At 71.6% G+C, this 22,038-nt stretch carries 23 protein-coding genes; 16 read left to right on the top strand and 7 right to left on the bottom strand.

All coding sequences use genetic code 11. The annotated features are described in order from the left end of the window. Positions 1–1,141, top strand: a 1,141-nt coding sequence (gene mycP, locus GRC12_RS14605) for a type VII secretion-associated serine protease mycosin (protein WP_244372829.1), incomplete at its 5' end; no start/stop codon positions are given. 57 nt (positions 1,142–1,198) lie between these two features. Here the strand turns inward: mycP and GRC12_RS14600 are convergent. Beyond that, a complete protein-coding gene (locus GRC12_RS14600; protein ID WP_208779670.1) occupies positions 1,199–2,170 on the bottom strand; it encodes a serine hydrolase in 972 nt (323 codons plus the stop codon). Between the two features lie 150 nt (positions 2,171–2,320). Here GRC12_RS14600 and GRC12_RS14595 point away from each other — a divergent pair, with 150 nt between their 5' ends. Continuing rightward, positions 2,321–3,058 (top strand): SseB family protein, encoded by a 738-nt coding sequence (locus tag GRC12_RS14595; RefSeq protein ID WP_208779669.1) that lies wholly within the window; start codon positions 2,321–2,323, stop codon positions 3,056–3,058. A 14-nt stretch (positions 3,059–3,072) separates the two neighbouring features. Here GRC12_RS14595 and GRC12_RS14590 read toward each other — a convergent pair whose 3' ends face one another. Next, entirely contained in the window at positions 3,073–3,453 is a 381-nt protein-coding gene (locus GRC12_RS14590; RefSeq protein WP_208779668.1) for a DUF1844 domain-containing protein, read from the bottom strand. A gap of 363 nt (positions 3,454–3,816) precedes the next feature. Here GRC12_RS14590 and infC point away from each other — a divergent pair, with 363 nt between their 5' ends. The 10 genes from infC to GRC12_RS14540 all read left to right on the top strand — a co-directional run bounded on the left by infC (position 3,817) and on the right by GRC12_RS14540 (position 14,778). After that, complete coding sequence (gene infC / locus GRC12_RS14585) at positions 3,817–4,488, top strand: translation initiation factor IF-3 (RefSeq protein WP_208779672.1); 672 nt, start codon at positions 3,817–3,819, stop codon at positions 4,486–4,488. Between the two features lie 111 nt (positions 4,489–4,599). After that, a complete protein-coding gene (gene rpmI / locus GRC12_RS14580) occupies positions 4,600–4,794 on the top strand; it encodes a 50S ribosomal protein L35 (protein ID WP_004933563.1) in 195 nt (64 codons plus the stop codon). Positions 4,795–4,906: 112 nt separating this feature from the next. Continuing rightward, complete coding sequence (gene rplT / locus GRC12_RS14575; RefSeq protein WP_004002577.1) at positions 4,907–5,290, top strand: 50S ribosomal protein L20; 384 nt, start codon at positions 4,907–4,909, stop codon at positions 5,288–5,290. A gap of 156 nt (positions 5,291–5,446) precedes the next feature. Further along, entirely contained in the window at positions 5,447–6,289 is an 843-nt protein-coding gene (locus GRC12_RS14570; RefSeq protein ID WP_208779667.1) for a TrmH family RNA methyltransferase, read from the top strand. 53 nt (positions 6,290–6,342) lie between these two features. Next, positions 6,343–7,488 (top strand): sensor histidine kinase, encoded by a 1,146-nt coding sequence (locus GRC12_RS14565; RefSeq protein WP_208779666.1) that lies wholly within the window; start codon positions 6,343–6,345, stop codon positions 7,486–7,488. Positions 7,489–7,638: 150 nt separating this feature from the next. Continuing rightward, entirely contained in the window at positions 7,639–8,760 is a 1,122-nt protein-coding gene (gene pheS / locus GRC12_RS14560) for a phenylalanine--tRNA ligase subunit alpha (RefSeq protein ID WP_208779665.1), read from the top strand. Then, on the top strand, positions 8,760–11,273 hold the full coding sequence (gene pheT / locus GRC12_RS14555) for a phenylalanine--tRNA ligase subunit beta (RefSeq protein ID WP_208779664.1): 2,514 nt from the start codon (positions 8,760–8,762) through the stop codon (positions 11,271–11,273). The genes pheS and pheT overlap by 1 nt, the downstream gene beginning before the upstream one ends. A 163-nt stretch (positions 11,274–11,436) precedes the next feature. Beyond that, positions 11,437–12,540: a PP2C family protein-serine/threonine phosphatase gene (locus GRC12_RS14550; protein WP_208779663.1), complete on the top strand. Its 1,104-nt coding sequence runs from the start codon at positions 11,437–11,439 to the stop codon at positions 12,538–12,540. A 276-nt stretch (positions 12,541–12,816) separates the two neighbouring features. Then, positions 12,817–14,157 (top strand): transcriptional regulator, encoded by a 1,341-nt coding sequence (locus GRC12_RS14545; protein ID WP_208779662.1) that lies wholly within the window; start codon positions 12,817–12,819, stop codon positions 14,155–14,157. Between the two features lie 75 nt (positions 14,158–14,232). Then, positions 14,233–14,778: an NUDIX hydrolase gene (locus GRC12_RS14540; RefSeq protein WP_208779661.1), complete on the top strand. Its 546-nt coding sequence runs from the start codon at positions 14,233–14,235 to the stop codon at positions 14,776–14,778. 2 nt (positions 14,779–14,780) lie between these two features. Here the strand turns inward: GRC12_RS14540 and GRC12_RS14535 are convergent, their stop codons facing one another. Both GRC12_RS14535 and GRC12_RS14530 read right to left on the bottom strand, forming a co-directional pair. Further along, positions 14,781–15,038 (bottom strand): hypothetical protein, encoded by a 258-nt coding sequence (locus tag GRC12_RS14535; protein WP_133044968.1) that lies wholly within the window; start codon positions 15,036–15,038, stop codon positions 14,781–14,783. Positions 15,039–15,263: 225 nt separating this feature from the next. Further along, positions 15,264–16,124, bottom strand: coding sequence for a 3-hydroxybutyryl-CoA dehydrogenase (locus GRC12_RS14530; RefSeq protein ID WP_208779660.1), 861 nt, complete (start codon positions 16,122–16,124; stop codon positions 15,264–15,266). 187 nt (positions 16,125–16,311) lie between these two features. Here GRC12_RS14530 and GRC12_RS14525 point away from each other — a divergent pair, with 187 nt between their 5' ends. Then, positions 16,312–17,586 (top strand): glycoside hydrolase family 10 protein, encoded by a 1,275-nt coding sequence (locus GRC12_RS14525; RefSeq protein ID WP_208779659.1) that lies wholly within the window; start codon positions 16,312–16,314, stop codon positions 17,584–17,586. Between the two features lie 9 nt (positions 17,587–17,595). On the opposite strand, the gene GRC12_RS14520 is transcribed toward GRC12_RS14525, so the two are convergent. Together GRC12_RS14520 and GRC12_RS14515 are read right to left on the bottom strand one after the other, a co-directional pair. Further along, positions 17,596–17,790, bottom strand: coding sequence for a DUF1918 domain-containing protein (locus GRC12_RS14520; RefSeq protein WP_133044965.1), 195 nt, complete (start codon positions 17,788–17,790; stop codon positions 17,596–17,598). A 90-nt stretch (positions 17,791–17,880) separates the two neighbouring features. Then, positions 17,881–18,813, bottom strand: coding sequence for a DMT family transporter (locus GRC12_RS14515; RefSeq protein ID WP_208779658.1), 933 nt, complete (start codon positions 18,811–18,813; stop codon positions 17,881–17,883). On the opposite strand from GRC12_RS14515, the gene GRC12_RS14510 reads away from it, so the two are divergent. From GRC12_RS14510 to GRC12_RS14500, 3 genes are all read left to right on the top strand, one after another. Then, entirely contained in the window at positions 18,812–20,248 is a 1,437-nt protein-coding gene (locus GRC12_RS14510; RefSeq protein ID WP_208779657.1) for an aminotransferase-like domain-containing protein, read from the top strand. The genes GRC12_RS14515 and GRC12_RS14510 overlap by 2 nt on opposite strands. A 40-nt stretch (positions 20,249–20,288) precedes the next feature. Continuing rightward, positions 20,289–20,726 (top strand): GNAT family N-acetyltransferase, encoded by a 438-nt coding sequence (locus GRC12_RS14505; protein WP_208779656.1) that lies wholly within the window; start codon positions 20,289–20,291, stop codon positions 20,724–20,726. A 103-nt stretch (positions 20,727–20,829) separates the two neighbouring features. Next, positions 20,830–21,423, top strand: coding sequence for a histidine phosphatase family protein (locus GRC12_RS14500; protein WP_208779655.1), 594 nt, complete (start codon positions 20,830–20,832; stop codon positions 21,421–21,423). On the opposite strand, the gene GRC12_RS14495 is transcribed toward GRC12_RS14500, so the two are convergent. After that, entirely contained in the window at positions 21,405–21,848 is a 444-nt protein-coding gene (locus tag GRC12_RS14495; protein WP_208779671.1) for a DUF6314 family protein, read from the bottom strand. The two genes, GRC12_RS14500 and GRC12_RS14495, sit on opposite strands and share 19 nt — an antisense overlap. Positions 21,849–22,038: the final 190 nt, after the last annotated feature.

The raw sequence follows: 22,038 nt of genomic DNA, 5'->3' as shown, positions 1-22,038 counted from the left end.
GAGCCTGCTCCTCGCCGCCTCCCTCGCCCTCGTCCCCTCCACCGCCGCCCACGCCGACGGCATCCGCGCCCAGCAGTGGGGCCTGGACGCCATGCACACCCAGCAGGCCTGGCGCACCACCAAGGGCCGGGGCATCACCGTCGCCGTCCTCGACACCGGCGTGGAGGCCGACCACCCCGACCTCGTCGGCAACGTCCTGCCCGCCAAGGACATGATCGGCTTCGGGGCCGAGCGGGGAAACCGGAACTGGGCCCGGCACGGCACCGCCATGGCGGGGATCATCGCCGGACACGGCCATGGACCCGGTGACTCCGACGGAGTGATGGGCATCGCCCCGGAGGCCAAGATCCTGCCGGTCCGGGTGATCCTCGAGGACGGCGACTCCGCCCGCCCCCAGGCCCGCTCCACCCGCGGCAACGCCCTCGCCGAGGGCATCCGCTGGGCCGCCGACCACGGCGCCGACGTCATCAACCTCTCCCTCGGCGACGACTCCGCCTCCGCCCACCCCGAACCCGCCGAGGACGAGGCCATCCAGTACGCCCTGAAGAAGGACGTCAGCGTCGTCGCCTCCGCCGGCAACGGCGGAAAGAAGGGCGACCACACCTCCTACCCGGCCGCCTACCCCGGCGTCATCGCCGCCACCGCCGTCGACCGCTACGGCACCCGCGCCGACTTCTCCACCCGCCGCTGGTACGCCACGGTCAGCGCGCCGGGCGACGACATCGTCATCGCCGACCCGGACCACAAGTACTACGAGGGCTGGGGCACGAGCGCCGCCTCCGCGTTCGTCTCCGGAGCCGTGGCCCTCGTCAAGGCCGCCCACCCCGGACTGGCCCCCGCGCAGATCAAGCAGTTGCTGGAGGACACCGCCCGCAACCCGCCCGTCGGAGGCCGGGACGACTCCCGCGGCTTCGGCATGGTCGACCCGGCCGCCGCCATCAAGGCCGCCGGCCGCCTCAAGCCGGAGGGCCTGCAGGCCGCCTCCTACGGCAAGCGGTACTTCGGCAGCGGCCCGGACACCGCCAAGTCCGAGAGCTCCACCAGCGACTGGGCCGCCCCGCTCGCGGGCGGCTTCGGAGGGGTGCTGCTGGTCGTGGCGGTCGTTCTGTGGCGCGGACGTCCCAGGCGCTACGAGTTCTAGGCCGCTGGCGTTCCAGGCCGCTGGCGTTCCAGGCCGCTCGCGGGACGCCTCCGGGCGTCAGGACGCCGAGGAGCCGTCCCCGGCAAACACCGACACCGCCGCTTTCGCCGCCGACTCGACCAGCGAAATCCCCTTCGCCTGCGTCGCGTTGCCGTTGGAGAGCACGGCCACCAGATACGCGTGGCCGCCGACCGTCACGCGCCCGATGCTGTTGATGTCCCACAACCCGGTCGTACTGCGTGCCAGCCAGCCGTTCTTCAGCGCCCACCGCGAACCGTCGGCCGCCGCGGACACCCCCCACTGCTGATCGGCCTCGATCTCACCCATGAGCCCCCGCACATACGACCGCGAGGCCTCGCTCAGCTTCGAGTCGTCGCCGAACACCTGCTGGAGAAGGGTGAGTTGATCGGCCGCCGTGGTCTGCGTCAGCCCCCACAGGGCACCGTCGCCACCCTGCGTGCCGGTCAGCCCGAACGTCTTGTTCGCCGCGTTCAGCCCGCCGGCCCGGCCGATGACGTCCCACAGGGCGGAGGCGGCCGTGTTGTCGCTGTTCTCGATCATCTTCGTGGCGTACGACTTCTCGGTCGCCGTCAGTCGGCGGTCCGCGTCCTGCGCCTGCAGCAGGAGCGTCGCGAGGATGTCCACCTTCACGATGCTGGCCGTGTCGAACGCGCCGTCGCCGTAGACGGCGCTCACCCCGGAGTCCAGGTCCAGCACCGCCGCCGACACCTTCGCCCTTCCCGCGACGGTCACCGACTTCATCGCCTCGGCCAGCCGCGCGTCGTGATCCACCGTCGGCTCCGTCACCGGTTTCACCGGTCTCACCGATTCCTCCCCGTCCGCCGACGGGGAGTCCGTCGGCGACGCCGACGATACGGCGCCCGCACCGGAGTGTGCCCGCGCCTTCACGTACACCGTCCCGGCGGCCGTGACGCCCACGACGGCGACCGTGGCGAGGGCGGTGTAGAGCAGGGGACGCGTCCTGGACGGACGAGCGCGGCGGCTGCGGCGGGCTCTGGAGGACTCCATGCCCGCGATGCTCGGGGCGGTGACTGTGCGGGCCGTTAGACGGACGTTAGATGTGTGTCAGGGAAGTCTGAGAAAGCTGTGAAGGCGGTGAACCAGCTGTTTCCGGGGCCGCACAAGCCCAGCAGCAAGCCCCCTATAGGGTCGGTGACCGTGGCGAACAAGAACATTCCCGACCCCGGCTACTCCGACGACGACGGCTCCGCCGACCCCCGGCTGAGCACCGCGCTCGCCGCCTGGGCCGAGGACCGCACCGCCCTGGAGCCGGTCCTGGAGGCGCTCAAGGGCGCCCGGCTGCTGGTGCCCGTGGTCGCCGTGCTCGGCGAGGTCGAGGAGGACGAGAACGGGCTGCGCCGCGAGAAGACCAGCGACATGGCCGTACCGACCCTGAAGGCCGGATCCCGGACCGCCCTGCCGGCCTTCACCTCCACCGAGTCACTGGCCCGCTGGGACCCGGCGGCCCGCCCCGTCGCCGTACCGCTGCACCAGGCGCTGCAGGCCGCCGCGCACGAGAAGGCCGACACGATCGTGCTGGACCTGTCCGGCCCGGTGCCCTTCGAGTTGACGGGACCCGCCCTGCTCGCCCTCGCCGAGGGCCGGACGAGCGCCGACCCGCTCGCCGACCCGGCCGTGTTGGAGGCGGTACGGGCCGCGGTGGCCGCCGAACCCGCCGTGCAGCGCGCCCACCTCGGGCCCGGACGTGCCGACGGCACCCTCGCCCTCGTACTCGACGAGTCCGGCGCGCCCGCCGAGGCCGCCCGTGCCGTGGCCGAGCGGCTGGCCGCCGACGAGGCACTGAGGGCCCGCCTGGTGCGCGGCCTCGACCTGGCACTGCTGCCGGCCGGGGCGACGCCTCCGGGCGAGCCCTTGTACGTACGAAGTGGGCAGTAGACGCACTGCCCGCGCTAGCCGTAGATCGGCCCCGTGTACTTCTCACCGGGGCCCTGGCCCGGCTCGTCCGGGACGATCGACGCCTCGCGGAAGGCCAGCTGCAGCGACTTCAGGCCGTCGCGCAGCGGGGCCGCGTGGAAGGAGCTGATCTCGGTCGCGCTCGCGTCCAGCAGCCCGGCCAGGGCGGTGACCAGCTTGCGGGCCTCGTCCAGGTCCTTGTACTTGTCGCCCTCCTCGGTCAGGCCGAGCTTCACCGCGGCGGCGCTCATCAGGTTGACGGCGACCGTCACGATCACCTCGACGGCGGGGACCTCGGCGATGTCGCGGGTCATCTCGTCGAAGTCGGGCGCGGTGGACCCGGGGGACTCTGCGGACTCGGGAGGGGTGTCACTCATGCCCCACACGATAGGCCCCGGTGCGGGCCGGTTCGCACCACCCCCGGGCAGCTGCTAACCTTGTGTGACGACCGGCCGGACAGACATGCCCGGCCTACAAGTGGAGGCTCCGATCTCCCACCTGACCGTCCTCCGGGACGGCGGGTCACCCCGGTCAGGCGGCCACCATCGTTCCGTACGGACGATGGAGTCGCCCGAAAGCGCGCCCCGCGGCATCGCGGCGGTGCTCCGGCAGTGTATTCGGGGCCCCGCCTGTGATCGTCCGGGGCATTTTTCATGCTTCGGCGCGGTTAGGTCTAACAGAAGTAGAGACATACGCGGCTGTCCGCCAGACAACCGTGTGGTGCTAACTGAGGAGGATCCATCAGCGCCGAGCCCCGCATCAACGACCGGATTCGCGTTCCCGAGGTGCGACTTGTCGGTCCCAGTGGCGAGCAGGTGGGCATCGTCCCGCTGGCCAAGGCACTGGAGCTTGCCCAGGAGTACGACCTCGACCTCGTCGAGGTAGCGGCGAACGCCCGTCCGCCCGTGTGCAAGCTCATGGACTACGGGAAGTTCAAGTACGAGTCGGCCATGAAGGCCCGTGAGGCGCGCAAGAACCAGGCGCACACGGTCATCAAGGAGATGAAGCTCCGGCCGAAGATCGACCCGCACGACTATGACACCAAGAAGGGTCACGTCGTCCGGTTCCTCAAGCAGGGCGACAAGGTCAAGATCACGATCATGTTCCGTGGACGCGAGCAGTCCCGGCCCGAACTGGGCTACCGACTGCTGCAGCGGCTCGCGGAGGACGTCCAGGACCTCGGTTTCGTGGAGTCGAACCCGAAGCAGGACGGCCGGAACATGATCATGGTCCTCGGTCCGCACAAGAAGAAGACCGAGGCGATGGCCGAGGCCCGCCAGGCGCAGGAAGCCCGCAAGGCGGAGGCGAAGGCCCACCCCGGTCGCTCGCAGAACGCCGCGGAGACCGACAGTGTCGGCGACCAGAGCGTCGTGGACAGCGAGGCACCTGCCGAGGCTTCCGCCGAGGCGTGATCCCGGGGACGCGAGTCCCAGGACAGCAGTAACCGATACAAGCGACGTTCCGACGTGCCCGGTTTTCGTGACCGGGCACCGGAGCGCCACCGACGAGGAGAGAACGGCGCTATGCCGAAGAACAAGTCGCACAGCGGTGCCAGCAAGCGCTTCAAGGTCACCGGCTCCGGCAAGGTGCTCCGTGAGCGCGCCGGCAAGCGCCACCTGCTCGAGCACAAGTCGTCCCGCGTGACGCGTCGCCTCACCGGCAACGCCGAGATGGCCCCGGGCGACGCCGCGAAGATCAAGAAGCTTCTCGGCAAGTGACGTTCGCGGCGCGGTGATCAACCGATCGCCCCGCGCCGTACGTCTGGACCGGGACCCCATCGATTCCGGGCCGTGTGAGTCCAACCGCGGCCCCGCTACAAGGAGTTAACAAGTGGCACGCGTCAAGCGGGCAGTCAACGCCCACAAGAAGCGCCGGGCGATCCTCGAGCAGGCTTCCGGCTACCGCGGTCAGCGTTCGCGTCTGTACCGCAAGGCCAAGGAGCAGGTCACCCACTCGCTGGTCTACAACTACAACGACCGCAAGAAGCGCAAGGGTGACTTCCGCCAGCTGTGGATCCAGCGCATCAACGCCGCCGCCCGCGCCAACGGCATCACGTACAACCGCTTCATCCAGGGCCTGAAGGCCGCCAACGTCGAGGTCGACCGCAAGATCCTCGCGGAGCTGGCCGTCAACGACGCGGGCGCGTTCGCCGCCCTGGTCGAGGTCGCGCAGAAGGCGCTGCCGAGCGACGTCAACGCGCCGAAGGCCGCGTGACGCTGCGCTGGCCTGAGCCGGTGTGACTGTGCGGACCCGTGGGTTTTTGCCCGCGGGTCCGTTTCGTTGAGTGGCGTGAGTCGGTTCGGCACCGCCGGACTCCGCCGTCGTGGTCGATCGCCGTCGCGGCGGGAAACTGGTACCGAGGTGAGTTGGATGCCCCCTGTGACCCCCGAGCTGATCTCTCCCCGTTCCTCTCGTGTGGCCGCCGCTCGGCGGCTCGCCAAGCGGAACTTCCGGGGCAAGGAGCGGCTGTTCCTGGCCGAGGGGCCGCAGGCCGTGCGGGAGGCCGCCGGGCACGGGCTGGTGGAGCTGTTCGCCACCGTCGAGGCCGCGGAGCGGTACGCCGACATCGTGGGGGAGGCCCGGGACACCGGGGTCCGCGTCCATCTCGCCTCCGATGGCGTGATCGCCGACATCTCGACGACCGTCACACCGCAGGGGCTCGTCGGGGTCTGCCGGTTCGTCGACACGCCCTTCGAGGAGATCCTCGCGGCCCGGCCCAAGCTCGTCGCCGTCCTCGCGCACGTCCGCGACCCCGGCAACGCGGGAACCGTGCTGCGGTGCGCCGATGCCGCCGGGGCCGAGGCGGTCGTACTGACCGACGCGTCCGTGGATCTGTACAACCCGAAGGCCGTACGGGCCTCCGTCGGGTCCCTCTTCCATCTCCCCGTCGCCGTCGGTGTGCCCGTCGAGGAAGCCGTGGCCGGGCTCAAGGGGGCCGGCGTCCGGGTGCTCGCAGCCGACGGAGCGGGCACCGACGACCTCGACGACGAGCTCGACAAGGGGACCATGGGCGGGCCCACCGCATGGGTGTTCGGGAACGAGGCATGGGGGCTCCCGGAGGAGACCCGCGCACTCGCGGACGCCGTGGTGCGCGTCCCGATCCACGGGAAGGCCGAGAGCCTGAACCTCGCCACCGCGGCCGCCGTATGTCTCTATGCCTCGGCCCGTGCACAGCGCGCCTCCACGGGGTGCCGCTCCGTCACCGGGGCCTAGTAGGGTGACCAGCTCGGGGGCCACCTGCGCCGTCTGAGAGGTGGGGTTCGGGGATGGGTGTCGGCACGGGCGGTGCGGACAGGGCACTGCGGGCACGGGACGTGCGCCGGCCGCCCGCGCCCCGGCGCGGTGATCCGGCCGGGCTCGGCATCGACCCGGACGAGCTGCCCGACGGCCTGGTGATCGCCGACGAGCACGGCCGGGTGATCTGCTTCAACGCGGCCGCCGAGCGCATCACCGCCACGCCGGCCGAGGACGCCCTGGGACAGCGGCTGGAGAAGGCGCTCCCGTTAGAGGACCTGGAGGGGCGCCGGTGGTGGCAGCTGACCGATCCCTACGGCGGACTCGCCATCCGGCAACGGCAGCCCGAGCGGAACCTGCTGCTGCCCGGGGGACGTGAGGTCCTCGTCTCCGCCCGCTACGTGCGCGCCGAGCCCACCGGTCCGGTCCGCCGCGTCGTCGTCTCCCTCCGCGACACCGAGGCCCGCCGACGGACCGAGCGCTCCCACGCGGAGCTGATAGCCACCGTCGCCCATGAACTGCGCTCGCCGCTCACCTCCGTCAAGGGCTTCACCGCCACGCTGCTGGCCAAGTGGGAACGCTTCACGGACGACCAGAAGCGGCTGATGCTGGAGACCGTCGACGCCGACGCCGACCGGGTCACCCGGCTCATCGCCGAGCTGCTGGACATCTCGCGCATCGACAGCGGACGGCTGGAGGTCAGGCGACAGCCGGTCGACATCGGCGCGGCCGTGGGCCGGCACATCCAGGCGTACGTCGCCGCCGGGCAGCCCGCCGACCGGTTCCTGCTGCGGATCGAGCAGCCGCTGCCCGCGCTGTGGGCCGACCCCGACAAGATCGACCAGGTGCTGAGCAACCTGCTGGAAAATGCCGTGCGGCACGGCGAGGGAACCGTCACCATTGACGTCACGGCCACGGAGTCCCCCCGCGAGGACGAGGACACCGGCACGTCGGTCACGGTGACCGACGAGGGGCCCGGCATCCCGGAGGAGTCCATGAACCGCGTCTTCACCCGCTTCTGGCGGGGCAGCAAGCGCGGGGGCACGGGCCTCGGGCTCTACATCGTCAAGGGCATCGTCGAGGCCCACGGCGGCACCATCACCGTCGGCCGCGGCCCCCAGGGCGGCGCCGAGTTCCGATTTACCCTGCCCGTGGCGGCCCCGGCGTACCTCACCTGAGAGCCGGCGAGCGCCCCACGGGCGCATTCGTATACCTCCACCCCGTTAGACTCGGCCCTTGGCACCCATGTGTCCCATGGACGGCCCTCTGACCTCTGAGTGAGTCGGTGACGGGGACCTTCAGCCAGCCAACCGGAAGCACGGGAAGAGATGTCGGCACCCAATAAGTCGTACGACCCTGTAGAGGTCGAGGCGTTGAAACCGGAAGAGATCGAGCGCATGCGGGACGAGGCGCTTGCCGCCTTCAGCGCAGCGGACTCCCTCGACGCGCTCCAGGAGGCCAAGGTCGCCCACACCGGGGGCACCTCCCCGCTGGCCCTCGCCAACCGCGAGATCGGCGCCCTGCCCCCGCACGCCAAGGCCGCCGCCGGCAAGCTGGTCGGGCAGGCCCGCGGCGCCGTGAACAAGGCGCTCGCCGCCCGCCAGGCCGAGCTGGAGGCCGAGCGGGACGCGCGTGTGCTGGTCGAGGAGTCGGTGGACGTCACACTGCCCTACGACCGCGTACCGGCCGGCGCCCGCCACCCGCTGACCACCCTCTCGGAGCGCATCGAGGACGTCTTCGTGGCCATGGGCTACGAGGTCGCCGAGGGCCCGCAGGCCGAGGCCGAGTGGTTCAACTTCGACGCCCTGAACATCGGCCCGGACCACCCGGCCCGCGGCGAGGCCGACACCTTCTTCGTGGCCGGCCCCGAGGGCGGCACCGAGTCCGGTGTCGTGCTGCGCACCCACACCTCGCCCGTGCAGATCCGCTCGCTGCTGGAGCGTGAGCTGCCGGTGTACGTGATCTGCCCCGGTGTCGTCTACCGCACCGACGAGCTGGACGCCACGCACACCCCGGTCTTCCGCCAGGTCGAGCTGCTTGCCGTCGACGAGGGCCTGACCATGGCCGACCTCAAGGGCACCCTGGACCACATGGTCCAGTCGCTGTTCGGCGAGGACATGAAGACCCGGCTGCGGCCGAACTTCTTCCCCTTCACCGAGCCGTCCGCCGAGATGGACATGGTGTGCTACGTCTGCCGCGGCGAGTCCGTCGGCAACCCCGACCGGCCCTGCCGCACCTGCTCAAGCGAGGGCTGGATCGAGCTGGGCGGCTGCGGCATGGTCAACCCGCGGGTGCTCACCGCCTGCGGCGTCGACCCGGAGAAGTACAGCGGCTTCGCCTTCGGGTTCGGCATCGAGCGGATGCTGATGTTCCGCCACAACGTCGAGGACATGCGAGACATGGTCGAGGGTGACGTCCGGTTCACTCGGCCGTTCGGGATGGAGATCTGATGCGGGTCCCGCTTTCCTGGCTGCGGGAGTACGTCGACCTGCCGGCCACCGAGACCGGCCGTGACGTGCAGGCCAAGCTGGTTTCGGCCGGTCTGGAGGTCGAGACGGTCGAGCAGCTCGGCCACGACCTCAAGGGCCCCCTGGTCGTCGGTCAGGTGCTGACCATCGAGGAGCTGGAGGGGTTCAAGAAGCCCATCCGCTTCTGCACGGTCGACGTCGGACAGGCCAACGGCACCGGCGAGCCGCAGGAGATCGTCTGCGGCGCCCGGAACTTCGTCGTCGGCGACAAGGTCGTGGTCGTGCTTCCCGGCGCCACCCTGCCCGGCGGCTTCTCGATCTCCGCGCGCAAGACGTACGGCAGGACGTCCCACGGCATGATCTGCTCCAGCGACGAGCTGGGCATGGGGGACGACGGCACGCACGGCATCATCGTGCTGCCGCCGGAGACCGAGGTCGGCAAGGACGCCGTCGAGCTGCTGGAGCTGGTCGACGAGGTCCTGGACATCGCCGTCACCGCCAACCGCGGCGACTGCCTGTCCATCCGCGGTGTCGCCCGCGAGACCGCCATCGCCTACGGCCTGCCGCTGCGCGACCCGGCCCTGATCGACGTGCCCGGCCCGAACGCCTTCGGCTACCCGGTCCAGGTCACCGACCCGATCGGCTGCGACCGCTTCACCGCCCGCACGGTGACCGGTCTCAGCCCCGAGGCCCGCTCGCCGATCTGGCTCCAGCGCCGGCTGCAGAAGGTCGGCATGCGCCCGATCTCGCTCGCCGTCGACGTCACCAACTACGTGATGATGGAGCTCGGCCAGCCCCTGCACGCCTACGACCGGGGGCTGGTCCAGGGCACCATCGGCGTGCGCCGGGCGGAGGCGGGCGAGAAGCTCGTCACCCTGGACGGCGTGGAGCGCACGCTGGACGCCGAGGACCTGGTCATCACCGACGACCGCGGCCCCATCGGCCTCGCCGGAGTCATGGGCGGCGCGAACACCGAGATCGCCGACCACGACGACGTACAGAACGCCACCACGGACGTGGTGATCGAGGCCGCCCACTTCAACGCGGTGTCGATCGCACGGACGGCCCGACGCCACAAGCTGTCCTCCGAGGCGTCCCGGCGCTTCGAGCGGGGCGTCGACCCGCAGGCCTCGGCCGCCGCGGCCCAGCGCACGGTCGACCTGCTGGTGCTGCTCGCCGGCGGCACCGCCGAGGCCGGCGTCACCGAGATCACCGCGCCGTCCGCCCCGCACACCATCACCCTCCCGGCCGACCACCCCGACAAGGTGGCAGGTGTCGACTACGGCCGCGAGACCGTCGTACGGCGGCTGCAGGAGGTCGGCTGTGACGTGTACGGGCAGGACGAGCTGATCGTCACCGTGCCGTCCTGGCGGCCCGACCTCCTCGAGGCCAACGACCTCGCCGAGGAGGTCATCCGCCTCGAGGGCTACGAGAACCTGCCCTCCACGCTGCCCAGGCTCCCCTCGGGCCGCGGTCTGACCCACCGCCAGCGACTGCACCGCCGGGTCGGCCGCGCGCTGGCCGGGGCCGGGTACGTCGAGGCGCCGAACTACCCCTTCGTCAGCGAGCAGGTCTTCGACCAGCTGCTGCTGGAGGCGGACGACCCGAACCGCCGGGTCGTGAAGCTGACGAACCCCCTCAGCGACGAGGAGCCCGCGCTGCGTACGTCGCTGCTGCCGGGTCTGCTCGGCGCGCTGCGGCGCAACGCCGGGCGGGGCTCGCACGACCTCGCCCTGTTCGAGACGGGGCTGGTGTTCCACCCGCGCGAGGAGCGCAAGGTGGCCGCCGCTCTGCCGGTGGACCGGCGTCCCACGGACGAGGAGATCGCCGAGCTGAACGCCGCGCTGCCGGTGCAGCCGCGGCACGTGGCCGCCGTCCTCGCCGGTGCGCGGGAGCAGGCCGGCTGGTGGGGCAGGGGCCGGCCGGCGGACTGGGCCGACGCCGTGGAGGCGGCTCGGGCCGTGGCCCGGGAGGCCGGTGCCGAACTGGTCGTGCGCAAGGGGCAGTACGGGCCGTGGCACCCGGGGCGGACCGCAGAGCTGGTGGTGGTCGCCGACGGTGCCGAGAAGGTCGTGGGCCACGCCGGTGAGCTGCACCCGCGGGTCGTGAAGGCCCTGGGGCTGCCCGACCGCACCAGTGCGATGGAACTGGACCTGGACGCGGTGGAGGCGGCCGGCAACGACACGCCTGAGGCGCCGCGCATCTCCACGTTCCCGGTGGCGACGCAGGATGTCGCCCTCGTCGTCGACCAGTTCGTGCCGCATGCCGAGGTGGAGGCCGCGCTGCGGGACGGCGCGGGCGAGCTGTTGGAGTCGGTCCGGCTGTTCGACGTGTATGAGAACGCGGAGCAGCTGGGCGAGGGCCGGAAGTCCCTGGCCTACGCGCTGCGGTTCAGGGCGTCGGATCGGACCCTGACCGTCGATGAGGCGACCGCGGCCCGGGACGCCGCTGTCGCGCTCGCGGGTGAGCGGACCGGGGCGGTGCTGCGGGCTTAGTCGCGTCTCACCTGCATAAATGCGGGCGCTGACGGATGGTCACTCATTCGGGTGACAATCCCGGGCGATCTGGTCCTCCTGGGCCAGGTGGTCGACAGAATCGGACCGGCCTTTCGAGGCCGGTCCGGTTGTGCTTTCGGGGCCTGTATGGGGGGCCATCGGCATGATTCGCATCAGGGCTCGGGCTTCCCTCTTTCGCAAGCGCTTGCTCGCGTTGGGGCTTCCCCTGGCGTGGGGTGGCGCGGCCGTCACCTACAAGCTGGCCTGCCCCATCGCCCAGCAGAACGGCCTGGGCGCGCGCATCGTGAGCAGCGCCGTCTTCTTCGCCGTCGGCACCGGGCTCGTCCTCCATGTTCGGCACGCGCTGCTGCGCGAGTTGAGGCAGGCGCGCAAGGTCGCCGGCGCCGCCCAGAGCGTGCTGCTACGGCCGCTGCCACCGCGGGTGGAGGGGCTGAACGTGGCCGCCGCCCAGCTCTCCGCCGACCGGGGCGCGGCCATCGGCGGGGACCTGTACGAGGTCATCGCCACCGAGCACGGTGTCCGGGTCGTCATGGGGGACGTACGCGGGCACGGGATCGGGGCCATCGCCACGGCCGCCGCCGTCCTCGGCAGCTTCCGGGAGGCCGTGCACGACGAGCCGGAGCTGGGGGGCGTGCTGCGCAGGCTGGAGCGGGCGCTGGCACGGCACCTGAGGGAGCGGGCCCGTGCCGAGCATCCCTCGGCCGGGGCCGAGCCCGAGCATCCCGTCGCCGAGGAGTTCGTCACCGTACTGCTCCTGGAGATCCGGCCGGACGGCGAGCTGCGCGTCCTCAACTGCGGTCATCCGTGGCCGTACCGGCTCAGTGGACCCCGTGTCGAACCCCTGGCCCGAGCGGATCCCCTCCCTCCGCTCGGGCCCTTCCCCCTCCCGCCCGAACTGGACACGGAACACTGCGGTCGTCTGCTGCCCGGCGAAACCCTGTTCCTCCACACGGACGGCGCGGAGGACGCACGCGACAGCCGCGGCCGCTTCTTTCCTTTGGGCGAGGTCTTGGCCCAGTGCCTACGGGACGACTCCGTGGCGATTCCCCAGGCAGTACTGGCATCCGCGTTCACTGCACTGCTCCGCCACACGGCGGGGGCTCCCCAGGACGACGTGGCATTGCTCGTACTGACGAACGAACGTCAGCCTCGGCACCCCCAAGGGGCGCGGGGCGATGACATCAGCGGCTCCGCCGCGCGGGCGCGACCAGCCACGGCGCACCCGCAGCCGACAACGCACCTCTGACAACCCCCTGCTTAGTCGTACGGCCAAACCGCCGGCGGCCGTCCGCCCCGCCACGGAGTGTCGGGCAGGCAGCCGGGCGGACGGCATGGATTCGGGCCGCCGCACTGTACGAGGGGGAGCCGGCGGCCCGGCCGGCCTCTTGCGAGGCATTTCAGTCAACCGGCAGGAAACTCTCCGCGACAGTGCGCGTACGCTGCGGATTCCTGCACTCCGTTCACACCCCGTGTGAACCCGTTCGCACTACTCTGTCCGCACCGAGGCTCCCGGGGGGCATCCATGCAGCCCAACACTCTGCTCGACGCGATCCTGGACGAGGCGGGGATCTCGCACGCGGGGCTGGCGGCACACGTCAATCAGGCGGGGCGGGCACGCGGTCTCGCCCTGCGCTACGAACACACGGCTGTGGCCCGGTGGCTGAAGGGACAGCGGCCCCGGGGGCAGGTGCCCGACCTGATCTGCGAGGTGCTCGCCGGCCGGCTGCACCGCCCGGTCACCCTCGACGACATCGGCCTCGGCGTCCCCGGCGAGCCCTCCACCCCGCACGCCACCTCCCTGTCCGGCTTCGTCGAGCGGGCCACCGCGCTGTGGCGCTCCGACGAGCAGCAGCGCCCGCACATCCTGGGCGCGCCCGCGGTGACCGGCACGCCCGCGGTCATGCCCGTGTGGGAGTGGGAGAACCCGCCCGAGGACGTCGACGTCTCGCGGGGAGGGCGGCACCGGGTCACCCCGGCCGATCTGGAGATGCTGCGTGCCGCCCGCACGCACTACGAGCAGATGTACCGCAAGGCGGGCGGTATCGCGACCCGGACCCGGATCGTCGGCTTCCTGAACGCCGAGGCCGCGCCGCTGCTGCGGGGCAGCTACACCGACGCCACGGGCCGTCAACTGCACCGGGCCACCGGCGGGTTGGTGGCGATCGCCGGCATCTGCGCGTACGACTCGGACGCGCACGGGCTCGCCCAGCGCTACTTCCACCAGGCCCTGCGGCTGGCGAAGGCCAGCGGGGACCGGGGACTGGGCGCCTATGTGATCGCGCTGCTGGTCAACCAGGCCCTGTTCATGCGGGAGTACCGGCAGGCGGTCGCCTTCGCGGAGGCCGCGCTGCGCGCCGCCGGCAAGCACATCACCCCGGCGCTCGCCTCCGACCTGTACGCGATGCAGGCCAAGGCGTACGCGCACCTCGGTGACGGCACGAGCGCACTGTCCTGCATCCGGCGTGCGGAGCAGGCCGCCGAACGCATCCGGCGGGGCTACGAACCCGACGAGACCGGCTATGTCCAGCCGGGGTTGGTCAACGTCCAGGTGGCGGAGGCGCTGCTCAGCCTCGGCGAACTCGTGGCGGCGGGGGAGCACGCGGCGGCCGCCGTGGACAACCCGGCGCACGACCGCGGCCGGGTGCACCGGCTCGCCATGCTCAGCACGATCGAGTTGCGCCGGGGCAACGCCGACAAGGCGGTGGCCACCGCCGTGCAGATGGCCGAGCAGGCGCGCGGAATGGAGTCGCAGCGGCTGCGCGACAGACTCCGGGCGGTCCGCGAACACCTGGTGCGCAACGGATGCGCGGGCACCGCCGAGGCCGCCGAACTCATCGACGGTGCGCTGCGCGTGCCGCTGTAGGCCGGTTCCCGAGCACCGCCATCCCACAGTCCCTGCTGCGATATTGCCACTTACTCGACGGAAGGTGGCAGAACCGTGCAGTGGACGAAACAGAACGAACAAACTGTGTACTCAAACCGCTGGTTCAGCGTCAACCTCGCGGATGTCGAGCTGCCGGACGGCCGGCATCTCGACCACTTCCTGATACGGCTGCGGCCGGTGGCCGTGGCGACCGTGGTCAACGAGGCCAACGAGGTCCTCCTGCTGTGGCGCCATCGCTTCATCACCGACAGCTGGGGCTGGGAACTCGCCGCGGGCGTCGTGGAGGACGGGGAGGACATCGCCCGCGCGGCCGCCCGGGAACTGGAGGAGGAGACCGGCTGGCGGCCGGGACCCCTGCACCACCTCATGACGGTGGAACCGTCCAACGGACTCACCGACGCCCGGCACCACATCTACTGGTCGGACGAGGGCGAGTACACCGGACACCCGGTGGACGACTTCGAGTCGGACCGCCGGGAGTGGGTCTCCCTGAAGCTGGTGCCGGACATGGTCGCCCGCGGTGAGGTCCCGGCCGCCAACATGGCGGCCGCGTTACTGCTCCTGCACCATCTCAGGCTCGGGCAGGACAGCGTGCGCTGACGTCAGCGCCCCAGTGCCTGCCAGACCGCCACGACGAGGGCACCCACCGCCGTGACGGCAGCGATCGAGGGCAGCGGCCAGCGGGCGTGTTCCAGGGTGACGAGCCGGGTGTTCAACTCGTCCAGTTCCTTGGAGGTCTCCTCGGTGCGATGGGTGAGCAGTGCCAGTCCGCCCTCGACACGCGCGTACGCCACGTCGAGGCGGCGTCGTAACTCTGCGAGTTCTCCCTGGACGACCAAATGCTCGGGGTCGGCGGTCACGAACCGCTCCTTTCCTTGCTCGTCTCTCATCAGTTGCATGCGCATGATGAGTCAACTCGCCTGGTGGGCGGGTGGGGAGAGTGTGCGTCCGGCATATGCGGGCCCGGTGCGCACACGGCGTGTGAACAACGCGGGCCCGGCACTGTCGAAGAGTGCCGGGCCCCTGTCCGTCGCACTGTGTGAGCAGCACCCTGGAGCGGGCACTGTGCACCGGGCGGGCGGTCGTCAGCCGTAGGTGTAGAACCCCGAGCCGGTCTTGCGGCCGAGCCGGCCCGCGTCGACCATGCGCTGCAGCAGCGGGGGAGCGGCGTACAGGGGCTCCTTGTACTCCTCGTACATGGAGTTGGCGATGGAGACGATGGTGTCCAGGCCGATCAGGTCGGACAGCTTCAGCGGGCCCATCGGGTGGGCACAGCCCATCTCCATGCCGTTGTCGATGTCCTCGCGGCCCGCGATGCCCGACTCGAACATCCGGATCGCGGAGAGCAGATACGGCACGAGCAGCGCGTTCACCACGAAGCCGGAGCGGTCCTGGGCGCGGATCGCGTGCTTGCCGAGGACCTTCTCGGCGAAGCCCTGGGCGCGGCTGAGCGTGCCCTCGGACGTGGTGAGCGCGGGGATCAGCTCGACGAGCTTCTGCACCGGCGCGGGGTTGAAGAAGTGGATGCCGACGATCTGGTCCGGCCGCGAGGTGGCGACCGCCAGCTTCACCAGCGGGATGGAGGAGGTGTTGGAGGCCAGGATCGCGTCGGGCCGGGTCACCACCTGGTCGAGCACCTGGAAGATCTCCGTCTTCACCTGCTCGTTCTCCACGACGGCCTCGATCACCAGATCCCGGTCGGCGAACTCGCCGAGATCGGTGGTGAAGCCGAGCCGCGCCTGGGTCGTCGCCAGCTCCTCCTCGGTGATCTTGCCGCGCTCCGCCGCCTTGGACAGGGAGTTGAACAGCCGGGTCCGGCCGATCTCCAGGGCCTCACCGGTGGTCTCGGCGACCTTCACGTCCAGGCCGGCCCGGGCGCACACCTCGGCGATGCCCGCTCCCATCTGGCCGCAGCCGACCACTCCGACGCGCTCGATGTCGGTCACATCGTCCCCTTCGCTGATCTACGGATCCGGCAGGTCTCCCCGTGGTCCGGTCCCTGCTCCAAACCTGCACGTTACCTCCGGCGATCGTTGATCGATCGTTCGGGTACCGCGTGGCAGTCTGACGCGGGACACGGCCCGGGCCGAGAATCGCGCCCGGACACGCACTTGGGCATCTGGAGGTAGGGGAATGCTGCACCGGAGGACTCGGCTGTCGCGGCGGGCGTTCGCGGTGACGGCCCTGTCGGCACTCGTGGCGGGGGGCGGCGCGATGGCGGCCGGTGCGGCGATGGCGGGCGGCTCGGACACCTCGGACGACTCGGGCCGGCGCAAGGCGTCGGGTGAGCTGCGGGGCGTGTGGGTGGCGACCGTGACCAACCGGGACTGGCCGTCCAAGCCGGGCCTGACCGTGGACCGGCAGAAGGCCGAGCTGACCGCGATCCTCGACCGGGCCGTGGAGGACCGCCTCAACGCCGTGATCCTCCAGGTCCGCCCGACGGCCGACGCGCTGTGGTCCTCGCCCTACGAACCCTGGTCGGACGTCCTCACCGGCACCCAGGGCAAGGCCCCGGGCTGGGACCCGCTGGGCACGGCGGTGAAGGAGGCCCACGCGCGCGGTCTGGAACTGCACGCCTGGTTCAACCCGTACCGCGTCGCCAACCACACCGACCCGACGAAGCTGGTCGCCTCGCACCCCGCGCGCAGGCACCCGGACTGGGTGGTGACCTACGGCGGGAAGACGTATTACAACCCCGGACTGCCCCAGGTGCGGGCCTTCGTTCAGGACGCGATCCTCGACGCGGTGCGGAAGTACCCCGTCGACGCCGTGCACTTCGACGACTACTTCTACCCCTACCCGGTGGCCGGCCAGACCTTCGACGACGACGAGGCCTACGACCGCTACGGCGGCGCCTTCTCCGACCGGGCCGCCTGGCGCCGGGACAACATCGACAAGCTGGTGCGCGAGACGGCGGCCAGGATCAAGCGGACCCGCCCCGGCACCCGGTTCGGCATCAGCCCCTTCGGCGTGTGGCGCAACAGCGCCACCGACTCGCGCGGCTCGGACACCAGGGCGGGCGTGCAGACGTACGACGACCTGCACGCGGACACCCGCAAGTGGGTGCGCGAACACTGGATCGACTACATCTGCCCGCAGATCTACTGGAACATCGGCTTCGCCGCCGCCGACTACGCCACGCTCGTGCCCTGGTGGGCGGAGGTGGCCAAGGGCACGCCGACGCAGCTGTACATCGGCGAGGCGCTCTACAAGGCCGGCGACCCGGCCCAGCCCGCCGCCTGGCAGGACCCCGCCGAACTGTCCCGGCACCTCACCCTGGCCGCGAAGTACCCACAGGTCCGCGGGCACGCCTTCTTCGCCGCCGGGGACGTGGCGGCGGACCGGATCGGCGCGATGGCGCGGGTGGTCGCCGACCACTACCGGCGGCCGGCGAGACCCCCGCGCTGAACCGGCGGATCAGCGTTGTGTTTCCCTGTGGCGGATCTCGGTGTCCGGGCCGGGGGAGCAGATGCCCGTGTGCCCGTCCTCGAAGCGGACGCGGTACGGGGGGTTGCCCTCCTGGCCCAGGATCTCGACGATCTCGCCGACCTTGTCGTGCTGGCCTACCACCCTGCCGTGCTGGACAAGCTGGTCGCCCACGGTTGCACGCATCTGTAGGGCCTCCTCACCAAGTGCGGGAGCAGCGGTCCGTGGCCTTGAGTCTACGGCGCGGGGGCCTCCTGGGAAGCGGGCCGAACGTCCTCAACCCCGCGCCCGCTGGGTGACGGCGATGCACACCAGTACCGCCGCGGCCGTCAGCGGGGCGGCCACCGTCAGGTGCTCGCCCAGCAGCAGCACCGACCACACCAGTGTGAGCAGGGGCTGGGCAAGCTGCAACTGGCTCGCCTTGGGGATGCCGATGGCCGCCATGCCCCGGTACCAGACGACCAGACCGAGGAACTGCGAGCCCGCCGCCACCCACAACAGCCCGGCCACGCTGTGCGCGGTCAGGTGCGCGGGTTCGTACGACAGAGCGACCGCCGCGGCCGGCACGGCGGCCGGCAGGCACAGCACCAGCGCCCAGCCGATCACCTGCCAGCCCGGCATCACCCGGGCCAGCCGGCCGCCCTCGGTGTACCCGGCCGCGCACACCAACAGGGCGGCGAACAGATAGAGATCGGCGGCCGTCAGCGCCCCGCCGCTCTGCTGAACGGTGAACGCGACGACCGCGGCCGCACCCGCGAGCGCCGCCGTCCAGAAGGTGCGCGAGGGCCGGCTGCCCATGCGCAGCGCGGACAGCGACGCGGTCGTCAGCGGCAGCAGCCCGACCACGACGGCCGCGTGCGCGGTGGTGGACGTCCGCAGCGCGAGCGTGGTCAGCAGCGGGAACCCGACCACCACTCCCGCGGCGACCACCGCGAGCCCCACCCAGTGCCGCCGCTGCGGCACCGGCACCCGCAGGGCCAGCAGACACCCGCCCGCGACGACCGCGGCCAGCACACACCGCACGGCGACCAGCGACCAGGGCCCGAACCCCTCCAGTCCCCAGGCGGTGGCCGGGAAGGTGAGCGAGAAGGCGGTGACACCGAGGGCGGCCTGGAGCGTTCCCCGGGTGCCGGGCGCCTTCGAGGCGGCTCCGACCGGCGGGTCGACTGCTATCGATGTGGCGGTAGTAGCGCTACTCTGTACTCTCATGCAAGAGCGTAGCAGTGTCGGTGAACTGGCGAATCGGCTGAAGCGGGAACTCGACCGCTATCCGTCCGGTGGAAAGCTCCCGTCGAGCCGTGCCCTGGTCGAGCGGTTCCGGGTCAGCCCGGTGACCGTCTCCCGTGCCCTCGCCCAGCTCGCCGCCGAGGGCCTGGTCGTCACCCGGCCCGGTGCCGGCGCCTACCGCGCCGAGCCGCGAGCAGCCACCGCTCCCGCCGGAGACACCTCCTGGCAGGAGGTCGCCCTGAGCGCGGACGGCGCCGCCGACCTCGTACCGCGCACGGTGGACGCGTCCGGCGTGGTGGTGTCCCTCGCCGCGCCGCCGCCCGGCGTCATCGAGTTCAACGGCGGCTATCTGCACCCCTCCCTGCAGCCGGAGCGGGCGATGGCGGCCGCCCTGGCGCGTGCGGGACGCCGGCCCGGGGCCTGGGGTCGGCCACCGATGGAGGGACTGCCCGAACTGCGCGAGTGGTTCGCGCGCGGCCTCGGTGGCGGGGTCACCGCGGCGGAGGTGCTGATCACCGCGGGTGGCCAGTCCGCGCTGACGACGGCCCTGCGCGCCCTCGCCCCGCCGGGAGCGCCGGTGCTCGTCGAATCCCCCACCTACCCGGGCATGTTGGCCATCGCCCGGTCGGCCGGCCTGCGCCCGGTACCGGTCCCCGTGGACCCCGACGGCGTCCGGCCGTCCCTCCTCGCCGACGCCTTCCGCGCGACCGGCGCCCGTGTCCTCGTCTGCCAGCCCCTGTTCCAGAACCCGACCGGCGCGGTCCTCGCCCCCGACCGCCGGGCCGAGGTGCTGGGCATCGCCCGCGCGGCCGGCGCCTTCGTCGTGGAGGACGACTTCGTACGACGGCTTGTGCACGAGGACGCCGGACCGCTGCCGAGCCCCCTCGTCGCCGACGACCCCGACGGAGTCGTCGTCCACGTCGGCTCGCTGACCAAGGCGACCTCGCCGAGCTTCCGGGTCAGCGCGCTCGCCGCCCGCGGCCCGGTCCTCGAACGCCTGCGCGCCATCCAGGTCGTCGACACCTTCTTCGTCCCCCGCCCGCTCCAGGAAGCGGCCCTCGAACTCGTCGGCTCCCCGGCCTGGCCCCGCCATCTCCGCGCGATCTCGGCGGAGTTGAAGACCCGCCGGGACACCCTGACCGCGGCCCTCCGCCTCGACCTGCCCGAACTCGCCCTGCCGCACATCCCCTCCGGCGGCTACCACCTCTGGCTGCGCCTGCCGGACGGCGCCGACGACGGCGCGCTGACCTCGGCCGCCCTGCGCGCGGGTGTCGCCATCACCCCCGGCCGCCCCTACTTCAGCGCCGAACCCCCGGCCGCCCACGTCCGGTTGAGCTTCGCCGCGGTCGCGGGGAGGGGGGAGATCGCCGAAGGGGTACGGCGCCTGCGTACGGCCTGCGACGAAGTCCTGGGATAACCGTTCGACGCCGGCCGCCGCGTCCTGCGAGCATCCCGCCATGAACGACGCCCCGAGCCTCCCCGACGGCTACGAGATATCCACCGACCCCGACCGCCTCGACGTCGACCGGGTGCACCGGTGGCTGTCCACCGACGCGTACTGGGCGAAGGGCCGCGCGCGTGAGAAGCACGATCAGGCGGTCGCCTCGTCACTCAACTTCGGGGTGTATGACATCGTTTCGGGTGATCAGGTGGCGTATGCCCGGGTCGTCACCGATCGGGCGACCTTCGCCTGGCTGTGCGACGTCTACGTCGACCGGCCCGTGCGCGGCAAGAACATCGGTACGGCCATGGTGGGCGCCGTACGCGACCACCTGCTGCCCTTCGGGCTGCGGCGCATCCTGCTCGCCACGGCCGACGCGCACGGCGTTTACGCCAAGCTCGGTTTCGAGCCGCTCGCCCGGCCCGACATCTGGATGGCGCTGGTCCTGGAGTGAAATGTCCGCCAGGTCCTGACCTTGAAGTAAGTTCTCGGCCACCCTGGGTCACTCGCGCGCAACAGCCCTTGACCTGCGCACTCTCGCGACTCACCATCGCCGCATGCAACTTCGGGTCACGTTCGTCGCCGCCGCGCGCAGCTCCCCGCTGCTCGCGGAGCGCTTCGAGGACGACCGGCCGCTCGACCAGGCCGGGTGGGACGAGGTGCTGCGCGTCGCCCCGGACCTGATCCCCCTGGCGGCGGCCGAGCTGCGCTACTGCTCGCCCACGCCCCGCAGCCGCGCCACCGGCGACGCCCTCGGGTACGCGCCCCTGGTGCAGCTGGCGTTGCGCGACTGCGACATGGGCCGCTGGCGGGGGCTGACCCTGGGCGAGGCGATGGCCCGCGAGCCGGAGGCGGTGGACGCCTGGCTCGCCGACCCGCGTGCCGTCCCGCACGGGGGCGAGTCGCTGGTGGAGTTCATCTCCCGGGTGGGCAACTGGCTCGACACCCGGCCCGCCGACGACGGTGGGCGGATCGTCGCCGTGGCCGAGCCGTCCGTCATCCGGGCCGCCCTGGTGTACGCGCTGAAGGCGCCGCCGTCCACGTACTGGAACATCGACGTCCGCCCCCTGTCGACGACCACCGTCACCGGTCACGCCTGGCGCTGGAACCTCCGCTTCGACGGAGTGCCGGCTCAGCCGACCCGGGCGTAGTCGGTCGTCAGCACGAGGTCCTTCACCGGGCCGCCCACCCGCCACACCGTCCGCCAGTGGTCCGCGTCCCGCACGGTGAACTCACCGCGGTAGAGATCGGCCGCGCAGGGGTGGTCGGCCACATGCCGGCCGGTGGTGAGATCCAGGTCGTGGAAGGGCCGCCCGTCAGCGAAGCGGACATCGGCCGTCCCCGGCGCGCTCCCCGGCAGGAAACGCAGGGTCCGCTCGGCGGGCCGCGCGACCCCCTGCCAGACGAAGGTCCCGGCCTCGAGGTGCAGCAGCCCACCGCCCTCCAGCGGACTGAACGCGGTGCCCCCTTCGAAGCGCCCCTCGTCCCCACCGACGAGATCCCGCACGACCCGATCGACCCGCCACCGCCCCGCCAGATACCCCAGCGCGTCCGCCACGGGCCAGAAATCGCCCAGTCCATCCATGCCCGCGACCCTACGCCCACCGCCCGCTCCGCGGCGAATTCATCATTAAATTACGTGCCGGGAAATTACCGTTTCCCGGCTGTTAACCAAGCCATACGTAAACCCGAAGGGGGCATTCGGAATCGGCTTGATTTCTTTCCGCGTACGGAACAACCGATCGCATTCGTGGACCGTCTAAGCC

The sequence above is a fragment of the Streptomyces griseorubiginosus genome (genome assembly GCF_017614965.1).
Classification (GTDB): Bacteria; Actinomycetota; Actinomycetes; order Streptomycetales; family Streptomycetaceae; genus Streptomyces; species Streptomyces griseorubiginosus_B.
This window is presented reverse-complemented; position numbering and strand designations above follow the sequence as displayed.